The organism is Yoonia sp. SS1-5, assembly GCF_038443705.2.
Lineage (GTDB): Bacteria > Pseudomonadota > Alphaproteobacteria > Rhodobacterales > Rhodobacteraceae > Yoonia > Yoonia rhodophyticola.
Window position 1 is genome coordinate 2,875,836 of the sequence record NZ_CP151767.2, and the last position, 19,267, is coordinate 2,895,102.

Annotated in this window: 20 protein-coding genes; 18 read left to right on the top strand and 2 right to left on the bottom strand. The window is 59.4% G+C overall.

The genetic code is table 11. The features are described 5' to 3' along the window. Positions 1-2 precede the first annotated feature (2 nt). The 3 genes from AABB31_RS15630 to AABB31_RS15640 are packed head-to-tail and all read left to right on the top strand — an operon-like array spanning position 3 to position 3,276. Complete coding sequence (locus AABB31_RS15630) at positions 3-1,007, top strand: ABC transporter ATP-binding protein (protein ID WP_342077262.1); 1,005 nt, start codon at positions 3-5, stop codon at positions 1,005-1,007. Then, a complete protein-coding gene (locus AABB31_RS15635; RefSeq protein WP_342077261.1) occupies positions 1,004-1,777 on the top strand; it encodes an L-iditol 2-dehydrogenase in 774 nt (257 codons plus the stop codon). Before AABB31_RS15630 ends, AABB31_RS15635 begins: the two co-directional genes overlap by 4 nt. Positions 1,778-1,806: 29 nt before the next feature. Further along, positions 1,807-3,276 carry a mannitol dehydrogenase family protein gene (locus AABB31_RS15640; protein WP_373634966.1) on the top strand — a complete coding sequence of 490 codons (1,470 nt, stop codon included), beginning with the start codon at positions 1,807-1,809 and terminating at the stop codon, positions 3,274-3,276. Between the two features lie 160 nt (positions 3,277-3,436). Here the strand turns inward: AABB31_RS15640 and crtC are convergent, their stop codons facing one another. Together crtC and crtD are read right to left on the bottom strand one after the other, a co-directional pair. Next, positions 3,437-4,303, bottom strand: a complete 867-nt coding sequence (gene crtC, locus AABB31_RS15645; protein ID WP_342078812.1) for a carotenoid 1,2-hydratase — start codon at positions 4,301-4,303, stop codon at positions 3,437-3,439. After that, a complete protein-coding gene (crtD, locus tag AABB31_RS15650) occupies positions 4,258-5,820 on the bottom strand; it encodes a 1-hydroxycarotenoid 3,4-desaturase CrtD (protein WP_373634967.1) in 1,563 nt (520 codons plus the stop codon). The genes crtC and crtD overlap by 46 nt, the downstream gene beginning before the upstream one ends. Positions 5,821-5,908: 88 nt before the next feature. On the opposite strand from crtD, the gene AABB31_RS15655 reads away from it, so the two are divergent. The 15 genes from AABB31_RS15655 to AABB31_RS15725 all read left to right on the top strand — a co-directional run bounded on the left by AABB31_RS15655 (position 5,909) and on the right by AABB31_RS15725 (position 19,261). Beyond that, positions 5,909-6,790: a polyprenyl synthetase family protein gene (locus AABB31_RS15655; RefSeq protein ID WP_373634969.1), complete on the top strand. Its 882-nt coding sequence runs from the start codon at positions 5,909-5,911 to the stop codon at positions 6,788-6,790. Then, positions 6,790-7,938 (top strand): methyltransferase, encoded by a 1,149-nt coding sequence (locus AABB31_RS15660; RefSeq protein WP_373634971.1) that lies wholly within the window; start codon positions 6,790-6,792, stop codon positions 7,936-7,938. The genes AABB31_RS15655 and AABB31_RS15660 overlap by 1 nt, the downstream gene beginning before the upstream one ends. A gap of 114 nt (positions 7,939-8,052) precedes the next feature. Beyond that, positions 8,053-8,991 carry a chlorophyll synthesis pathway protein BchC gene (gene bchC, locus AABB31_RS15665; protein WP_342078811.1) on the top strand — a complete coding sequence of 313 codons (939 nt, stop codon included), beginning with the start codon at positions 8,053-8,055 and terminating at the stop codon, positions 8,989-8,991. Further along, complete coding sequence (locus tag AABB31_RS15670; RefSeq protein WP_342077256.1) at positions 8,988-9,992, top strand: chlorophyllide a reductase iron protein subunit X; 1,005 nt, start codon at positions 8,988-8,990, stop codon at positions 9,990-9,992. Before bchC ends, AABB31_RS15670 begins: the two co-directional genes overlap by 4 nt. Beyond that, a complete protein-coding gene (bchY, locus tag AABB31_RS15675) occupies positions 9,979-11,571 on the top strand; it encodes a chlorophyllide a reductase subunit Y (RefSeq protein WP_342077255.1) in 1,593 nt (530 codons plus the stop codon). Before AABB31_RS15670 ends, bchY begins: the two co-directional genes overlap by 14 nt. 76 nt (positions 11,572-11,647) lie before the next feature. Next, the gene (bchZ, locus tag AABB31_RS15680; RefSeq protein ID WP_342077254.1) at positions 11,648-13,108 is read left to right on the top strand and encodes a chlorophyllide a reductase subunit Z; all 1,461 of its coding nucleotides are present in this window, start codon (positions 11,648-11,650) and stop codon (positions 13,106-13,108) included. After that, entirely contained in the window at positions 13,105-13,329 is a 225-nt protein-coding gene (pufQ, locus tag AABB31_RS15685; RefSeq protein ID WP_373634972.1) for a cytochrome PufQ, read from the top strand. Before bchZ ends, pufQ begins: the two co-directional genes overlap by 4 nt. Positions 13,330-13,476: 147 nt before the next feature. Then, positions 13,477-13,632 (top strand): light-harvesting antenna LH1, beta subunit, encoded by a 156-nt coding sequence (gene pufB / locus AABB31_RS15690; RefSeq protein ID WP_342077252.1) that lies wholly within the window; start codon positions 13,477-13,479, stop codon positions 13,630-13,632. Between the two features lie 15 nt (positions 13,633-13,647). Then, entirely contained in the window at positions 13,648-13,806 is a 159-nt protein-coding gene (gene pufA / locus AABB31_RS15695; protein WP_342077251.1) for a light-harvesting antenna LH1, alpha subunit, read from the top strand. A gap of 127 nt (positions 13,807-13,933) precedes the next feature. Next, positions 13,934-14,764 (top strand): photosynthetic reaction center subunit L, encoded by an 831-nt coding sequence (pufL, locus tag AABB31_RS15700; protein ID WP_342077250.1) that lies wholly within the window; start codon positions 13,934-13,936, stop codon positions 14,762-14,764. A 14-nt stretch (positions 14,765-14,778) separates the two neighbouring features. Next, positions 14,779-15,708 (top strand): photosynthetic reaction center subunit M, encoded by a 930-nt coding sequence (pufM, locus tag AABB31_RS15705; RefSeq protein ID WP_342077249.1) that lies wholly within the window; start codon positions 14,779-14,781, stop codon positions 15,706-15,708. Between the two features lie 11 nt (positions 15,709-15,719). Continuing rightward, entirely contained in the window at positions 15,720-15,956 is a 237-nt protein-coding gene (gene pufX, locus AABB31_RS15710) for an RC-LH1 core complex protein PufX (RefSeq protein ID WP_342077248.1), read from the top strand. A gap of 179 nt (positions 15,957-16,135) precedes the next feature. Continuing rightward, on the top strand, positions 16,136-18,061 hold the full coding sequence (dxs, locus tag AABB31_RS15715; RefSeq protein ID WP_342077247.1) for a 1-deoxy-D-xylulose-5-phosphate synthase: 1,926 nt from the start codon (positions 16,136-16,138) through the stop codon (positions 18,059-18,061). 169 nt (positions 18,062-18,230) lie between these two features. Further along, complete coding sequence (locus AABB31_RS15720; RefSeq protein WP_342077246.1) at positions 18,231-18,617, top strand: Fur family transcriptional regulator; 387 nt, start codon at positions 18,231-18,233, stop codon at positions 18,615-18,617. Positions 18,618-18,646: 29 nt separating this feature from the next. After that, positions 18,647-19,261, top strand: coding sequence for a DUF2796 domain-containing protein (locus tag AABB31_RS15725; RefSeq protein WP_342077245.1), 615 nt, complete (start codon positions 18,647-18,649; stop codon positions 19,259-19,261). Positions 19,262-19,267: the final 6 nt, after the last annotated feature.

Genomic DNA, 19,267 nt, shown 5'->3' on the forward strand with positions numbered 1-19,267 from the left:
ACATGGGACAAATCCAACTCAAACAGGTGACCAAGAGCTTCGGCGATGTTCAGGTCATTCCTCCGCTGGACCTGACCATTCAGGACGGTGAGTTCACAGTCTTCGTCGGCCCTTCGGGGTGCGGTAAATCCACCCTTCTGCGTCTGATCGCAGGATTGGAGGACATTACCACCGGCCATATCGAGATTGACGGCGTGGATGCCACCGATCTTGTGCCCGCCAAGCGCGGTCTGGCCATGGTGTTCCAATCCTACGCCCTCTATCCGCATATGTCGGTGCGCAAGAATATCGCGTTCCCGCTGAAGATGGCCAAGATGGATCAGGCCGAAATTGACAGGCGGGTGGATGCAGCTGCCCGGGTCCTGAACCTGGCGGACTATATTGACCGCCGTCCGGGGCAACTGTCTGGTGGTCAGCGTCAGCGTGTGGCCATCGGCCGGGCCATTGTCCGCGAACCGTCTGCGTTCCTGTTCGACGAACCATTGTCGAACCTTGATGCCGCCTTGCGGGTCGGAATGCGGATGGAAATCTCCGAACTGCACACAAAGCTGGCGACCACGATGGTCTATGTGACCCACGATCAGGTCGAGGCCATGACCATGGCCGACAAGATCGTTGTGTTGCAGGCCGGTGTGATCGAACAGGTCGGCAGCCCGCTCGAGCTTTACCGCGCGCCGCGGAACAAATTCGTGGCGGGTTTCATCGGATCGCCCAAGATGAATTTCATCGAGGGCGAGCTGGCCGCGCGGCATGGCGCACATACGATTGGTGTCCGGCCGGAACATATCGACGTTGTGGTCAGTGGTGGCGAATGGCAAGGCACTGTCGGGGTCGCAGAACATCTTGGCTCTGACACCTTCTTTCATATCCACAATACCGGGTTGGCCGAAACACTGACCGTGCGCGCGATTGGCGATGTCAGCCTCAAGCACGGGGATACTATTCACCTGACCCCGCGCACCGAGGAAATCCACAAATTCGATGCAAGTGGTTTGCGGATCGAATGACACGGCTGGCGGGGAAGACAGCGCTGATCACCGGTGCCGCACGCGGCATCGGCCTCGCCTTCGCGCAAGCCTATGTGCGCCAAGGCGCACGCGTCGCGATAGGCGACATTGATATCGACCGCGCCCGTGATGCGGCGGCCGCAATTGGCTCTTCCGCCTTTGCGGTGGAAATGGATGTCACGGATCAGGACAGTATTGCGGGCGCTGTTGCCGCAACCATTGCGACCTTCGGGCAGATCGACATCCTGATCAACAACGCGGCAATTTTCACCGCCGCCCCAATCGTCGAGATCACGCGCGCCGATTATGACAAGGTGTTTGCGATCAACGTCGCCGGCACATTGTTCACGATGCAGGCCGTCGCGGATCACATGATCAAACAGGGGATCAGGGGCAAAATCATCAATATGGCAAGTCAGGCCGGGCGCCGGGGCGAGCCGTTGGTCGGCGTCTATTGCGCAAGCAAGGCCGCCGTCATCAGCCTGACCCAATCGGCGGGTCTGAACCTGATCCAGCACGGGATCAATGTGAACGCGATCGCACCGGGTGTTGTGGATGGCGAACATTGGGACGGCGTGGACGCGTTCTTTGCGAAATACGAGGGCAAGGCACCCGGGCAGAAAAAGAAAGAGGTCGGCGAAGCCGTCCCCTATGGCCGCATGGGCACCGCTGACGACTTGACGGGCATGGCGATATTCCTCGCCAGCGAGGAGGCCGCCTATGTCGTCGCGCAAACCTATAATGTGGACGGCGGGAATTGGATGAGCTGATGAAAGATCACGTGCGGGGAGGGGATCTTATGAAACTCAGTAATGCAACGCTGGCAAATTTGCCTGCGGGGATCGTGACACCGACCTATGACCGGTCGGCGCTGTCAGCGGGGATCGTGCATATTGGTCTGGGCAATTTTCACCGCGCCCATCAGGCGTGGTATCTGCACAGATTGATGCAGCAGGGTAAGGCGCTTGATTGGGCCATTATCGGTGCCGGTGTCCGGGCAGGGGATGCCGCGATGCGTGATCGTCTGCTGGCGCAGGACTGCCTGACCACGTTGATCGAACTTGATCCCGCCGGCCGCTCGGCCGAGGTGACGGGCGCGATGATAGATTTTCTGCCGGTCGAGGAGGGCAACGCCGCATTGATCCGGGCGATGTCCGATCCTGCCATCCGGATTGTCGCGCTGACAGTCACCGAAGGTGGCTATTATGTGGATGCCACCGGTGCGTTGGATCTTTCACATCCTGATATTCGGCACGATGCGGCGAACCCCGACACGCCCCGCACCGCCTTTGGGGCGATGGTTGCGGCGCTGAAAATCCGCCGCGATGCCGGGCATGGCCCATTCACGGGTCAATGCTGTGACAACCTTCAGCATAATGGCGTCATTCTGCGCCAGACCGTTGTCGGGCTGGCCCGCCTCAGCGATGCTGATCTTGCTGACTGGATCGACGCAAACGCAACTTTCCCCAATGCCATGGTCGATTGTATCGTTCCGGCGACAGGCGAAAGTGAACTGGCGCTGGCCCGTGATCTGGGCGTTGATGATGCCGCACCGGTGACCCATGAAAACTATCGCCAATGGGTGATCGAGGATGCATTTTGTGCCGGGCGCCCCCCGTGGGAGGATGCCGGCGCGACATTGACCGACGATGTGCATGCCTATGAGACCATGAAGATCCGCACCTTGAATGCAGGCCATCAGGTCCTGGCCAACGCGGGCGAGCTTTTGGGCGTTCCGACGATTGCGGCCTGTATGAGCGAGCCGCAGATCGCGGCCTTCTTCCGCAAGGTGCAGACGACTGAAATTATTCCCTATATCGACGCAGTACCCGAGGTGACACCGGCCGAATATCTGGCCTTGATCGAACGCCGCTTTGCCAACCCCGAGATACATGACACAACCCGTCGGGTCGCCTTTGACGGCAGTTCACGGCACCCGGGTTTTGTTCTGCCCATTCTGCGCGACGCGTTGGCGGCTGGTGGTCCGATTGAGGGCCTGGCCCTGACAGAAGCCCTGTGGTGCCGGATGTGTGCGGGTACCCGCGAGGATGGTTCGGATATTGCCCCAAATGATCCGCACTGGGCTGATCTGACCGCTGCCGCGCAGACCGCCAAGGACAGGCCAGCTGCATGGCTCGAACAGGCACAGTTCTATGGTGATCTAGGCGAGAATACCGCGTTGGCGCAGGCCTTTGCCAAGTGGCTGAACCTGATCTGGGCCGATGGTAGCTGGCACGCGTTGCAGCACTATGCAGAAACGGTCGGCTGACGGGCCGCAAGCCGCGGGGTCATTCTTGGGGAATATCCCAAGCATTGTATCGGGCTTGCTGCGGCGCCCTTCCCGGGGGGTGCGGTGAAAATCGGCGTAGGTTTCGCTGGGTTGGGCGGGCTAATCTGACGAATGTCCCCATCGGTACCATGCGTCAGTTCTAACGCCAGCCGCGCCTGCGCGGCACCCGAACGGCCAGCATCGGCTTGAGCAATGGCGACGCGAACCTGTCAAGATCAAGTGCCTCGTGAACCCCGGTAACGACCTCGCCATCCAGTTGGGTCCGGACGGCTGACCGGGAATAGAAGGGCGCATCAAGCATATTGAGAACCTGTGTCGGTGTTGTGCCCGGGTCGGCACGGGTCTCGCGCTTGACTTGCCATAGTGATCGTTTGAACCGGGTGCGTGGCGGGGCCTCTACAATCTGCGCATGGCCGCCCTTGTCAAAGGCAATCGCGGTATCAAGCGTCGTTCCATCGCGCCGCACGGCGTCATAAATGCAGGTCGCCCCGGTTTGTGTCGGGTATCGCCCCCATGTCCAAAAGCTGAAATCCTGTTCCAATGCGCGTGTGCCAAAATTGGCATCAAAATAGCCGTGGCCGGACCACTGCCAGCCCTTGGCCTCCAGATCGACTTTGATATCTGCTGATGGGGCGAAGGGGCGCCAGATATGGGCGCCATCCGGGGTCAATGGCAGTTCGACATGGGTGATCGCATGCGGGCGTATGGTGATCTGGCCACGCACCCGGCTGATCAACGGGGGGCTTGCGATTTCGTTGATATCAATCACCAGATCCGATCCGGTCCAGCGCATGCTGGAGGGGCCGACCTGAAACAGGTCGTCCGTTGTATGCAGCGCCTGTCTGCCCCGATCGGTCATGGTGAAACGCCCGCCCGGCCCATATGTGGCGACGTTGATGCAGCAATGATTGGCCGGATCGCGCCTGCCGGACCACGCATACCAGGGTGAAAAGACCGACCCTATGAACCCGATGACAGAGACCGCTTTGGTCCCGCAGTCGCTGATCCCATCGACATACCACCACGCGTATCCGTTTGGGGGGACGTCGATTGCAAAGCATGGTCCGTCATGATCGCCGCGGCCGCGTGCCGTGCGGAGAGGACTGCCATCGGCACCCCCGCCCCCGGATGCGTGCCGCCCCCGCACAGATACAGACCCGGGATCGCCGTGCGTGCTGTTGGTCGCTTGAACGCCGCCGTCAGGCCGTGCGGGCTGCGCCCGTAAAGCGAACCTTGGCTGGCTGGAAACAGCGCGTCGAACCCGTGTGGCGTCGTCAATGTCTGAGGGCCGGGGACCGGATCGAAGGTCAGTCCGAAATCCTTGAACCGGTTGAATATCACTGTCTGACATAGGGTTTTTTCCTTTTCCGGATCGCGAGGAATGGGCGGCGCGTTCATGATCACTTCGAACCGCTGCATGGCTGTCGGATCAACCTGCCCGTGGTCCTGCGCGCAAAGATACAGCGTGGCGTCATTGGGCATGCCGCCTTCGGCAATGGTTGTAAATTCCGCCTTCGGGTTCTGGGCGAAAAAGACGGTGTGATGCGCCAGATCAACGCCCTTGGGCGCCGCGGCAAACGCATAGACATAGGCCGACAGGCTGCGCGGCTCGGTTGCGTCATGACTGACGACTTCTTTGGGGGCTTCGCCCAAAAGGCCCGTGGCCAATGCGCGCGGATCCCCGTTGAACAGCACGATATCGGCCGGGTAATGTCGCGCGGCGGTCTGCACGCCGGTAATCCGGCCCTGTTGCCGGGTGATCCGGGTGACCTTGGTGCCATAGCGGAATTCTGCGCCATGCGCCTTTGCGCGCGAGGCGATGGTGGCCGCAAGCCGGCTCATCCCGCCATCGACTGTCCAGACGCCCTTGGCCTCTGCCTGCCATATCAATGCAAGCAAGGCGGGCGCGGCATAGGGCGATCCGCCGACATAGGTCGCATAGCGGCCAAATAGCTGCGCCAGCCGGGGTTCCGAGAATGCGGATTTCAACATCCCGGCCAGTGTTTTGTGGGGGGCCATATCCCAGATCAGCTTGGGGTTTTTCAAAACGCTCCGCGTCACCGCCTTTTGATCCGGCGCGGGAGTTTGCATCATCGGCGCATCAAACCCATCAAAAAGCCGCGCCGCCCGTGCGGAAAAAGCGGCAAACTGTTTTGCGGCCTTCGCCCCAAAGGCCCTGTCTACATTTGCAATATTCTCGTCCGCGTCGACTGTCAGATCCAGCTTGGTGCCGTCCAACCAATAGTGCCGGGCTAGAACATGCAGTGGGGTCAGCGCGATATGATTGTCCAATCGTTCGCCAACATCCGCAAACAGGCTTTCGAACACCGGCAGCATCGTCAGTACGGTGGGGCCTGCATCAACTGGCCCGCATTCCGATGGCAGCGTCCGCATTTTGCCGCCCGGTTCGTCGTGCATATCAAGGACGGTGACCTTGCAGCCTCGATGGCTTAACCGCAGCGCAGCGGCCAACCCGGCGATCCCCGCACCGACAATGATAATTTCAGGAGCATTGCCGCTCATCAGTCCCCATGACCCATGTGTTGGTTTTGATTTACATTGACACATGTAAACTAAAATGGACACTATGAAGTGACCTGTGGAGGCTATGATGAAAATCTCCGACCGAATTGAAATGACGATGAATGCCGCGATCAGCAATGGTCAGGGTGGTATTGCGCCGGCCAAGCTTGCCGCGGCGTTGAACTATGCCGTCACGCCGGGGGGCGCTCGAATCAGGCCGACAATCCTGATGTCGGTTGCGATGGCCTGCGGCGATGATTGCCCCAAGCTGACAAATGCGGCTGGTATCGCGTTGGAGCTGATCCATTGCGCCAGCCTTGTGCATGATGACCTGCCCTGCTTTGACGATGCTGATCTGCGCAGGGGAAAACCCGCGCTGCATCGTGCCTTTTCCGAACCGCTTGCGGTCTTGACGGGCGACAGCCTGATTGTGATGGCCTTTCAGGTTCTGGCTGCGGCGGCTGCGCATACACCCAACCGCGCCCTTCAATTGATCGAGATTCTGGGGATGCGTACTGGCATGCCCTATGGCATCTGTGCCGGGCAGGGTTGGGAAAGCGAAGATCAGATAGATCTATCCGCCTATCATCAGGCCAAGACCGGCGCGCTGTTTATCGCCGCCACGCAGATGGGCGCTGTTGCTGCGGGGCAAGAGGCGGAACCATGGGCCGAACTGGGCGCCCGGATTGGCGAGGCCTTTCAGGTTGCTGACGATCTGCGCGACGCGCTTTGTGACGAGGCAACATTGGGCAAGCCTGCCGGTCAGGATGATCTGCACGGACGCCCGAATGCGGTTGCGTCCCTTGGTATTGCAGGCGCGGTTCAGCGGTTTGACGATATTCTGGGCGGTGCGATTTCGTCGATCCCCGCTTGCCCGGGCGAGGCTGCGCTGGCCCAGATGGTGCGCGCCTATGCCGATAAACTGGTGCCGGCCGGCGCGCGCAAGCGGCCAACTGTTCCGGGCGAATAATGGCCGATGTTGGCCTTTCCACATCACCGGTAAGCCCATCGCAGCAAACCGTGCGCCGGGCCAGTTGGGTCACCCGTTTGGTGGCCAGCCCGCGATTTCAAAGCTGGGCTGCCCGCTTTCCGCTCACGCGGCGCATCGTGCGCCGGGAAGGCGACGCGATGTTCGATCTTGTCGCGGGCTTTTGCCATTCACAAATCCTGCAGGCGCTGGTCAAGCTGGGAATACCGGACATGTTGCGCACGGCGCAATTGGATGAAACCGCGCTGGCCCGCGCCGCCGCCGTGCCCCTGGCCAGAATGCGGGTGCTGCTGGCGGGTGGGGTTGCGATTGGTGTGTTGAAGCAGGGGCGGCATGGCGATTATGGCCTGACCGTCCGCGGGGCTGCCTTGGCGGGCGTGCCGGGTCTTGCTGGCATGATCGCCCATCATGATGTGCTTTATCGCGATCTTGCAGATCCGGTCGCCTTCTTCCGTGGCGAGGTCGAAACCGAGCTGGCCGCGTTTTGGCCCTATGTTTTTGGGGCCGGTGCTGCGGCAGATCCCGATGCCGCAGCGACCTATTCGCAATTGATGGCCGACAGCCAAACCCTTGTTGCTGCGGACACTCTTGCCTTGGCCGATTTTGGGCAGACGCGCAGTTTCATGGATGTCGGGGGTGGCACCGGTGCGTTTCTTGCGGCGGTGGGGCAGCAATATCCCGCCCTGGCGCTGACGCTGTTTGATCTGCCGGCGGTGGTTGATGCTGCACATGACCGATTCGATGCGCTGCGCATGGCGGACCGGCTGACTGTTCTCTCTGGCTCATTCCGTGACGATCCCTTGCCCGCCGGGCATGACATGATCAGTCTCGTTCGGGTGCTTTATGATCATGACGATGCGACGGTTCTGTCCCTGCTCGGCGCCGTTTTCAAAGCACTTCCCGTCGGGGGTCGTCTGTTGGTGTCAGAGCCGATGACGGGGGGTGCAAGCCCCCAAAAGGCAGGTGACGCTTATTTTGCGCTGTATTGTCTGGCGATGCGTACCGGCAAGGCGCGGTCCCCGGCCGAGATCGCGGCGTTGATGGCCCAAGCCGGCTTTGCACAGATTTCGGCGCCGCGCAGCAGACGCCCATTCATTACCACAGTCCTGCAGGGTGTCAGGCAGAGTTGACACATTCAATGTCCAAAACAATTGACACTCGGCGACGTAAAGCTAGACTGACACTCAGATAATGCGCCGCGTGCGAGTCTTGGGCAAAGACGCGCGCGGCAGGTGGGAGACGTTTTGGAAAGCAAAGCGGTCATACTTTCAGCGCCGGGCGACCTGACGCTAGACGCGGTGCCGATAACGCCGCCGGGCCATGATGATATTGTGGTCAAGACGCGGCATACCGGCATTTCGACGGGCACCGAGAAGCTGTTCTGGTCCGGCGAGATGCCCCCGTTCCCCGGTATGGGTTACCCGCTTGTCCCCGGATATGAGGCCGCAGGCGAAGTGGTCGAGGCGGGTTCTGATACCGGGTTCAAAGTTGGCGAACATGTCTTTGTGCCGGGGGCGAGCTGCTATCAGGGGGCATTTGGCCTTTTTGGTGCGGCCGCAGGTACGCTTGTGACGAAGGCTGATCGCGTGACCCGCATTGATCGCGGTTTTGGTGCAGCCGGTGCCTTGCTTGCGCTTGCTGCAACCGCGCGGCACGCAATGGCCGGGCCGAACAAGGCCGTGCCGGATTTGATTGTGGGGCATGGCGTATTGGGCCGCTTGCTGGCCCGCCTGACCGTGGCCGCCGGGGCGCCGCCCCCGACCGTCTGGGAGATCAATTCGGACCGGATGGCCGGTGCGCAGGGCTATGAGGTAATTGCACCGGATGCCGATACGCGCCGCGACTACATGTCTGTTTATGACGCGTCGGGCAGGGGTGACCTGCTGAATGATCTTATAGGTCGTATCGCCAAGGGGGGTGAGGTTGTACTGGCCGGGTTCTACACCGCGCCGCTGCAATTCGCCTTTCCGCCCGCTTTCATGAAGGAAGCACGCTTGCGGATCAGCGCCGAATGGGCTGCTGACGATATGACCGCCACGCGCGCCCTGGTCGAGGCAGGCACGCTGGAACTGGCCGATCTGATTACGCATCAGCGGCCATCGACCGCCGCGAAGGACGCTTACCAGACAGCATTCACGGATCAGGCTTGTCTGAAAATGATTTTGAATTGGGGTGCTGCATGAAAGACGAAATACCAAATCTGAAGGATTTCGATCAGCGCCTGCGAGATGAAGCAGCCGAAGAGCCCAATCTGGAAGTCCCGCAAGGAGAGCCCACCTCCAAAACGCAAATCATCGCGATTTACGGCAAAGGCGGTATCGGCAAATCATTCACGCTGGCAAATCTCAGCCACATGATGGCCGAAATGGGCAAGCGGGTTTTGCTGATTGGCTGCGACCCGAAGTCTGACACAACCAGCCTTTTGTTCGGCGGCAAGGCCTGTCCAACGATCATCGAAACCTCTGCCAAGAAAAAGCTTGCTGGCGAAGAGGTCGCCATCGGCGATGTCTGCTTCAAGCGCGGCGGGGTCTTCGCGATGGAGCTTGGCGGGCCTGAAGTTGGCCGGGGTTGTGGTGGGCGTGGGATCATCCACGGCTTTGAATTGCTTGAAAAGTTGGGATTTCATGATTGGGACTTTGACTATGTCCTGCTCGACTTTCTGGGTGATGTGGTGTGCGGAGGTTTTGGCCTGCCCATTGCCCGGGACATGGCTCAAAAGGTAATCTTGGTGGGATCAAATGACCTGCAGTCGCTTTATGTTGCTAACAATGTCTGCTCAGCAGTCGAATACTTCCGAAAGCTTGGTGGTAATGTTGGGGTGGCCGGGCTTGTCATCAACAAGGATGACGGAACCGGAGAGGCGCAAGCCTTCGCCAAGGCAGTTGATATTCCTGTCCTTGCTGCAATTCCACAAGATGACGATCTAAGGAAAAAATCGGCGAACTATCAGATTGTCGGCACCCATGAGAGCAAATGGGGTCCGATGTTCGAAGGCCTGGCCGAGGCCGTCGGTCTTGCGCCACCCGTGCGCCCCACCCCGCTTGATCAGGATGGGTTGCTGGGCCTGTTTGATGCCAAGGATACCGGCGGCGACTATCAACTGGTGCCTGCGACCGATGTCGATATGCGCGGCAAGAATGCCAAGCCCAAAGAGTCGTTGGAGGTCATCTATGACGACGCCTGAGGCGCAGGGATATGAAGTCGGCTATGATGAGGCTGGCAATGTCCAGATCATCGAAGGTGAGGCAAGGGCCGAGGTCCCGGATCAAGTCCGGGACGCAGTTGCGCTTGAAGGTGGCTGTACTGCAGGTGCGGCCACGATGGAAGCAGCGGCCCGGTCCGCTGGCAAATCCGACATCTTAGACCAATACGCCAAGGACTATCCGCAAGGCCCCCATGACCAGCCACAATCCATGTGCCCGGCATTTGGGTCTTTGCGCGTGGGCCTGCGCATGAAGCGTGTGGCGACAGTTCTCTCTGGCTCTGCCTGCTGTGTGTATGGCCTGACTTTCGTGTCTCACTTCTACGGCGCGCGTCGGTCGGTTGGCTATGTGCCGTTCAATTCCGAAACCTTGGTCACCGGCAAGCTGTTCGAGGATATCCGCGAAAGCGTGCACGATATGGCTGATCCTGATCGCTATGACGCGATTGTGGTGACAAATCTTTGCGTGCCGACGGCGTCCGGTGTGCCACTGCGGTTGCTGCCAAAGGAAATCAACGGCGTGCGCATCGTCGGCATTGATGTGCCCGGCTTTGGTATTCCAACCCATGCTGAGGCCAAGGATGTGCTGGCCGGTGCGATGCTGGCCTATGCCCGCGAAGAGGTCGCTGCCGGGCCGGTGCAAGCCCCTGTTGGTGGCAAGTCGGATCGTCCGACAGTCGCGTTGCTGGGCGAGATGTTCCCCGCCGATCCGATGATGATCGGCGCGATGCTAGCCCCGATGGGTCTGGCTGCTGGTCCTGTGGTGCCAACACGTGAATGGCGCGAACTTTATGCTGCTTTGGATTGTAGCGCTGTTGCCGCGATTCATCCGTTTTACACCGCCTCCATTCGTGAATTCGAAGCAGCGGGTCGCCCCATCGTTGGGTCCGCCCCGGTTGGATACGATGGCACGGCTGATTGGCTGGCGGGGATTGGTGACGCCTTTGGAATTGCCAAGGACCAGATCGCGGCGGCTCAAAACGCATTTTTGCCAGCAATCAAGGGTGCATTTGCCGGGGCCGGGATCGATGGCACAGTGACGCTGTCCGGTTACGAGGGGTCAGAACTGCTCGTCGCGCGCTTGCTGATCGAAAGCGGCGCGGATGTGCCTTATGTGGGCACGGCTTGCCCCAAAACGCCTTGGTCTGCCGCAGATGCCGAATGGTTAGCCGCAAAAGGTGTGAAGGTGGTCTATCGCGCGTCGCTTGAGGATGATCTGGCGGCTGTTGATGCGATCAAGCCTGACTTGGCAATTGGCACAACCCCGGTTGTGCAGCACGCGAAAGAGGCGGGGATCCCGGCGCTCTACTTTACGAATTTGATTTCGGCACGGCCACTCATGGGGCCAGCGGGGGCTGGTTCGTTGGCCCAGGTCGTGAATGCGGCCATTGGGGGCAAAGCCAAGATGGACAAGATGCGCGCCTTCTTTGAAGGCGTTGGGCGTGAAGACACAGCAGGTGTGTGGGAGGGGGCACCGAATTTGCGCCCTGACTACCGCGCGCAGCACCAAAAGAAGCTCGACAAGATGGCACGCGCCGCAAAGGCGGAGCAGATGATATGAAGAATTTTGGCCAAAATTCTTCCGCTGGGAAAAATCTTCGTCACGAAGATTTTTCGGCATCGAAAGGAGGCGCGTCTTGTTAATCACTGATCATGATCGCGCTGGTGGCTATTGGGGTGCTGTCTATGCCTTCTGTGCCGTAAAAGGACTGCAAGTCGTGATCGACGGCCCGGTCGGCTGCGAGAACCTCCCCGTGACATCCGTATTGCACTACACCGATGGTTTACCACCGCATGAACTGCCTATTGTCGTCACCGGTCTGGGTGAAACCGAGATGGGTGAAGGCACCGAGGAGGCGATGAAGCGCGCATGGGAGGTGCTTGATCCAGCGCTGCCCGCTGTTGTTGTGACAGGCTCCATTGCCGAGATGATCGGCGGCGGTGTGACCCCGCAAGGCACCAATATTCAGCGCTTCCTGCCCCGCACCATTGATGAGGATCAATGGGAATGTGCGGATCGGGCCATGACGTGGATTTTCACCGAATTTGGCATGACCAAAGGCCGGATGCCGCCTGAAAAGAAACGCGAAGAGGATGCCAAGCCGCGCGTGAACATTCTTGGGCCGATGTATGGGGCCTTTAACATGCCCTCGGATCTGGCTGAAATTCGGCGTCTCGTCGAAGGTATCGGGGCCGAGATCAATATGGTCATGCCGCTGGGTGCGCATGTGGCCGAGATGCGCAATCTGGTGAATGCTGATGTCAATGTCACCATGTATCGCGAGTTTGGGCGCGGACTGTGCGAAGTGCTGGGTAAACCGTATCTGCAAGCCCCTTTCGGTATTGATTCTACTACGAAATTCCTGCGCAAGCTGGGTGAGTTGACCGGGCTTGACCCTGAACCATTCATCGAACGCGAGAAGCATTCGACAATCAAACCGGTATGGGATCTGTGGCGGTCGGTCACACAGGATTTCTTTGCCACCGCTGAATTCGCCATCGTCGCCAATGAAACCTACGCCCGTGGCGTGCGGCATTTCTTGGAAAATGACCTTGGCTTTCCCTGCGCCTTTGCCGTGGCCCGCTGCAGAGGCAAGAAAACCAACAACGAGGAAGTGCGTCAATTGATGCACACCAAACGGCCACTCATCGTGCTCGGGTCCATCAATGAGAAGATGTATCTGGCCGAAATGAAGGCGGGGCATGGACCTAGTCCCGTCTTCATACCAGCAAGCTTTCCGGGGGCCGCCATTAGGCGGGCGACCGGGACGCCGTTTATGGGATATGCGGGTGCGACCTACCTGCTGCAGGAGGTCTGCAACGGGTTGTTTGATGCGCTGTTCCACATCCTGCCGCTTGGCACCGATATGGATGCGACCGATGCAACACTGACGCCGCTGCGCCGTGATTTCCCCTGGGATGCGGACGCGCAGGCCAAACTGGACGAAATCGTCGCGACGCATCCCATTCTGACCAGAATTTCTGCCGCCAAGACGCTGCGTGATGCAGCCGAACGGGCGGCCCTCGACGCCGGCAACGACCGGGTTGTTTTGGAGACCGTCGAGACACTGCAATCATCCTCGGGAGGACGGACATGACTGACTTTACCTCAGATGCCCCAGTGCTGCGCTCACGGACAGCACCACCAAAACGGGAATACTACGCCTATTTCGCCCTGATCTTTGTGGCGACCCTGCCGCTGGCTTTTCTGACGTGGGTTCTGACCGCCGCGCGCCGGATGGAATTGCCGGAAAAGGGACCATTCGCAAAGGCCTGGACGCAGGCCCGGATCATCACACCGCATATTTTCAACGCGTGAGGATCCAGCATGACATTTGCCCGAACGTGGGCATTCAGAGGTTCATCGCTCCCCCCCGGGGTGATGGATTGGGGCAGAGGAAGAGCTTCTGTCGTAACCCGGCCGCGGGGGGTGCGCGGCGTCAGAACCCAATTTTGGAGACAAAACATGGCTGACAAATCGGACCTGTCCTTCACAGGTCTCACTGACGAGCAGGCCCAGGAACTGCATTCGGTGTACATGAGCGGGTTTACGATCTTCACGATCGTAGCCGTGGTTGCTCACTTTCTGACGTACATCAAGCTTCCCTGGTTCAGCTGGTAGGGAAAGGAAAAGCACATGGCACAGTTCTACAAGATCTGGCTGGTCTTCGACCCCCGCCGCGTTTTCGTGGCGCAGGGCGTTTTCCTGTTCCTTCTCGCAGCGATGATTCACCTCGTCCTGCTGAGCAATGAAAGCACAAACTGGTTCCAACTCGCCTTTGGCGCAGGTGGCTAACCGGCTTTGCCGCAAACACAGCTAGGGGCGGAGCGCGGGTTCCGCCCCTGGCAAACCGCAAGACATTGACGACGACAGGGCGCGCTCGAACGGGGTCGCAGGGCCTGTCCATGAATGGAGTAGGAAGATGGCACAGCTCAGCTTCGAAAGAAAATACCGGGTCCGTGGCGGGACATTGGTTGGCGGTGATCTGTTCGACTTTTGGGTGGGGCCATTTTATGTGGGCTTCTTCGGGGTCACGACGTTCTTTTTCGCCGTCCTTGGGACAATCTTGATTTTTTACGGGGCCAGCCAGGGCCCGACATGGAACCCGTGGTTGATTTCGATCAATCCGCCGCCACTGGAATATGGGCTGGGGGCCGCGCCGCTGCTTGACGGGGGGCTGTGGCAGATCATTACGATCTGTGCCATCGGCGCCTTTGTCAGCTGGATGATGCGCGAGGTCGAGATTTGCCGCAAACTGGGCATCGGCTATCACGTGCCTTTCGCCTTTGGTGTTGCCATCTTTGCCTATGTGACCCTTGTGGTGATCCGCCCCGTCCTGCTGGGCGCATGGGGTCATGGATTTCCCTATGGCATCTTCAGCCATCTCGATTGGGTGAACAACGTGGGCTACGCCTATGGCAACTTCCACTACAACCCGGTCCACATGATCGCGATCACCTTCTTCTTTACCAACTGTCTGGCATTGGCCTTGCACGGCAGCCTCGTGCTGTCCGCGGTCAATCCGGGCAAGGGCAAGGAGATCGCATCGCCTGACCATGAAGACACCTATTTCCGTGATCTGATCGGCTATTCCATCGGGCCGCTGGGCATTCACCGTCTGGGCTTGTTCCTTGCGCTGAACGCCGGGTTCTGGAGCGCGATCTGCATCGTGATTTCCGGCACCATCTGGTTCGAGGAATGGATCGTCTGGTGGGATTGGTATTACGAGCTGCCCTGGTGGCGGGACCTGTAAGGAGGACATGAACAATGGCTGAATATCAAAACATCTTCACCCAGGTTCAGGTTCAAGGCCCGCCTGAATTGGGGATCAACCCTGCTGAGACGAACCCTGCATCGGAACGGATCGGCAAGGGCCGTTTCTCGACCCTGTTCGGTTGGTTTGGCAACGCCCAGTTGGGTCCGCTGTATCTGGGCTCGTTCGGGGTAATTTCACTGGCGACGGGCCTGATCTGGTTCGTCATGGTCGGTTTGTCCTTCTGGGCGCAGGCCGACTACAACCCGGCGATCTTCCTGCGGGATCTGTTCTGGCTGTCGCTGGACCCACCCTCACCGGGCTATGGTCTGGGCATGCCGCCGATGGATGACGGGGGCTATTTCATGATTGCGTCCTTCTTCCTGCTGATTTCGGTGCTGACATGGTGGGTACGCACCTATCTGCGGGCCGAGGCGCTGGGCATGGGCAAGCATGTGGCCTGGGCGTTTGCGTCGGCGATCTGGCTGTTTCTTGTGCTGGGCCTGTTCCGGCCCATCCTGATGGGTGACTGGTCTGAAATGGTCCCATACGGGGTGTTCAGCCATCTGGACTGGACCAACCTGTTCTCGATCACGCATGGAAACCTGTTCTACAACCCGTTCCACGCCCTTTCGATTGTGTTCCTCTATGGCTCGGCCCTGCTGTTTGCGATGCATGGGGCGACCATTCTGGCCGTCAGCCGGTTTGGCGGTGAACGCGAGATCGAACAGATCGTTGACCGCGGCACGGCCACAGAGCGGGCCGCGCTGTTCTGGCGCTGGACTATGGGCTTTAACGCCACGATGGAAGGTATCCACCGTTGGGCCTGGTGGTTTGCAGTTCTGACCACATTGACAGGCGGCATTGGCATCCTGTTGTCTGGGACGGTCGTTGATAACTGGTTTGTCTGGGCGCAAGACCACGGCTTTGCGCCGGTCAACTGAGGAGAATGACGATGAGTGATAACGACAACATCCTTGAGACCACCAGCCGGGGGCGTCTGACCGCTGATGTGACGCTCCTGATGCTCAAAGGGGCAGGCTATGCGTTGGTGTTCTGTCTGGCATTGTGGTTCGTCATCGCGGTGATTGCGGTGATCGGACGGGCACTGCCCGAGGAAAGCCGTGAAACACCTGATCCGATCAACCGGTCGTCTTTGCCGATTGAGACGCCACTGGTGCAAGTTAGCTGATTGGGGCGGGCGGCTGGCGCGACGCTGCCGCCCGGTCCTTCGCTGTCGGGCCTCCCTCCCTGGCTGGCCCGTCATGGGGTCTGGCGACCCCGTTCCCTTCCTGTTGGCTACAGGAGACTGGCGTCGCAAACGGACTTGTCCGATTTGCGGCGCCTTTTTCATATCACAAAGGTGCCGCCATGACTAATCGCCCCCACACCCCCGTTCTCGATGCGGTTGCAGGTCCCGCGGATATCCGACGTCTAAGCGATGACGCCTTGGCAAGTCTGGCCGCAGATGTCCGGGCCGAGGTCATTTCGGCCGTGTCCGAAACCGGCGGGCATCTTGGGTCATCGCTGGGCGTGGTTGAGTTGACCGTGGCGCTGCATGCCGTCTTTGACACCCCGCGGGACAAGCTGATCTGGGACGTCTCGCATCAATGCTATCCGCACAAGGTGCTGACCGGTCGACGTGACCGGATCCGGACCCTGCGCCAGGAGGGTGGCTTGTCAGGTTTTACCAAACGGGCCGAGAGCGATTTTGACCCCTTTGGCGCTGCCCATTCCAGCACGTCCATTTCTGCCGCTTTGGGTTTCACAATTGGCCGGGATATGGGCCGGCCGACAGGTGATGCGATCGCCGTGATCGGCGACGGGTCCATCAGTGCTGGCATGGCTTATGAGGCGATGAACAATGCCGGCCACGAAGGTCGCCGGATGTTTGTCATTCTCAATGACAACGAGATGTCGATTGCCCCACCAACCGGTGCGATGTCGAAATATCTGTCCAGCCTCTATGCCTCGCCCATGGGCGATTTGCACAAGATGGCGGAAGGGTTCGAATCTGCATTGCCCGGCCCGATCCGGGATCATGCCCGCCGCGCCCGCCAATTGGTGACCGGCATGCAAACCGGCGGGTCCGGCACATTGTTTGAAGAACTGGGGTTCAGTTATGTCGGCCCCATTGACGGCCACGACATGTCCCAACTTCTGCCGGTCCTGCGCTCGGCCCGGACCCGCGCGACCGGACCGGTTCTGATCCATGTCTGTACCACCAAAGGCAAGGGCTATGCCCCCGCCGAACACAGTGCCGATTGCGGGCATGGTGTCGCGAAATTCGATGTGCAGACCGGAACGCAGGCCAAGGCAAAGTCAAATGCGCCAAGCTACACCAAGGTATTTGGCAGTGCCTTGACGGTCGAAGCGCAACAAGATCCCAATATCGTCGCGGTCACCGCTGCCATGCCATCGGGAACCGGGGTGAACATCATGGAGGAACGCTTCGCGTCCCGCGTCTTTGATGTCGGTATCGCAGAGCAGCATGCGGTGACGTTTGCAGGCGGCATGGCCGCGAGTGGCTTGCGTCCATTCTGCGCGATTTATTCGACTTTCCTGCAACGCGGCTATGATCAGGTGGTCCACGATATCGCCTTGCAAAACCTGCCGGTCCGCTTTGCGATTGATCGTGCCGGGCTGGTTGGCGCCGATGGTCCGACCCATGCCGGTTCCTTTGATATCGGGTATATGGCCGCACTACCGAATATGGTGGTGATGGCCGCCGGCAACGAGTTGGAGCTGATGCATATGGTCCGCACGGCCGCGGCCTATGATGACGGCCCCATCGCCTTTCGCTATCCGCGTGGCGAGGGCGTTGGCCTTGATTTGCCCGAACGCGGCAATGTCATTGAGATTGGCAAGGGCCGTATTGTGCAGGAGGGATCTGATGTCGCGCTGCTCTCCTTCGGCGCGCATCTGTCGGAATGCCAGATTGCGGCTGACCAAATGGCGGCACAGGGTGTGTCGGTTACGATTGCCGATGCCCGCTTTGCCAAGCCGCTGGATCGGGATTTGATCCGGCAACTGCTGCGGCATCACAAGGCTGTCGTGACGGTTGAGCAGGGCGCCCGTGGCGGATTTGGCGCCATGGTGCTGCATGATCTGGCCAATGACGGGCTGCTGGATGGCCGCTGCCAGGTCCGGACGATGACATTGCCCGATCGCTATATAGACCAGGCTGCGCCGGCGGCCATGTATGCCGATGCAGGTCTGACAGCTGTTGATATTGCAGCAACCGCGATGCAGGCCGCAGGGCTGAAGTTGAAACGCTCACCGGTCGGCGTCGCCTGAACCAGCCGTACGGTCGGGTCTGCGTCGCCGCGCGGGGCGAATAGGTCTTCACGCATCCGATCGAGGCCCGCGAAGTTCCTACCTTTTGCCGGTTTCACCACGCCAGAATTTTCGACTTGCCGTTTGTTACTTTATAAAATAATCCTCCCGAAACGATGGAGGTGGGTCCATGAGGAAACGCGCAGCTGCCCGGCAAACGGATGTTTTGACCGTGTTGAAGGCCTCTGACAGGCCAATGACAGCCTACCAAATTCTGGAACGGCTGCAGATCAGCGAGCCTGATATCGCCCCGCCCACCGTCTATCGCACACTATCGGCACTGACCGATCAAGGTCAGGCACACAGGTTGGAGTCGATCAAGGCCTTTGTTCCCTGCCGCTGCAGCCATGTCGAAAGCGTGCCTGTTCTGGCGATTTGCGAAGATTGCGGATCGGTCGAAGAACATGACGGCAGCAGCCTTTTGCCGCAGCTTGATGCGCTGACGGATCAGAATGCCTTTCGGGCTGATCGTCACATCGTCGAAATTCATGGGCAATGCGCCACCTGCGCCGCCTGAGCCAACGCAATCATTCAAACGGATTCATCATGAAACAAGCACTGTCTCTTATTGCCCTTGTCGCCGCCATGCCCGCCTTTGGCGAACAAACCCGCCAATTGGATGCCCACGAACATGGTGTTGGCAAGCTGAATATTGCCATCGACGGCACGACAGTGGCGATGGAATTTCACGCCCCTGGCGCCGACATTGTCGGATTTGAATATGTCGCAGAAAGCGACGCCGACATTGCCGCGATTGATGCGGCCCTTGTGACACTCGGCGCCCCGCTTGATCTTTTTACTGTGCCGGATGCCGCGGCTTGCACCGTCGCTGAAACGCAGGTCGCACTGGAAAGCGAAGAGGCCCATGATGATCATGGTGAGGATGACCATGGCCACGACGACGATGGGCATGACGACCATGGACATGATGATCACAGCGATGACGATCACGCCGCGCATGAAGAAGAGGCCGGACATACAGAGTTCCATGCCGAATATACGCTGAACTGCGAAAACGCTGATGCGTTGACCAGCATTGCGTTTGGATATTTCGATACCTTCCCGAACGCGCAAGAGGTTGAGGTGCAGATCATCACCGCATCAGGCGCGCAGGGCGTTGTGGTGGAACGTGACGCGCCCGAGCTGAATATCGGGCAATAAACATAG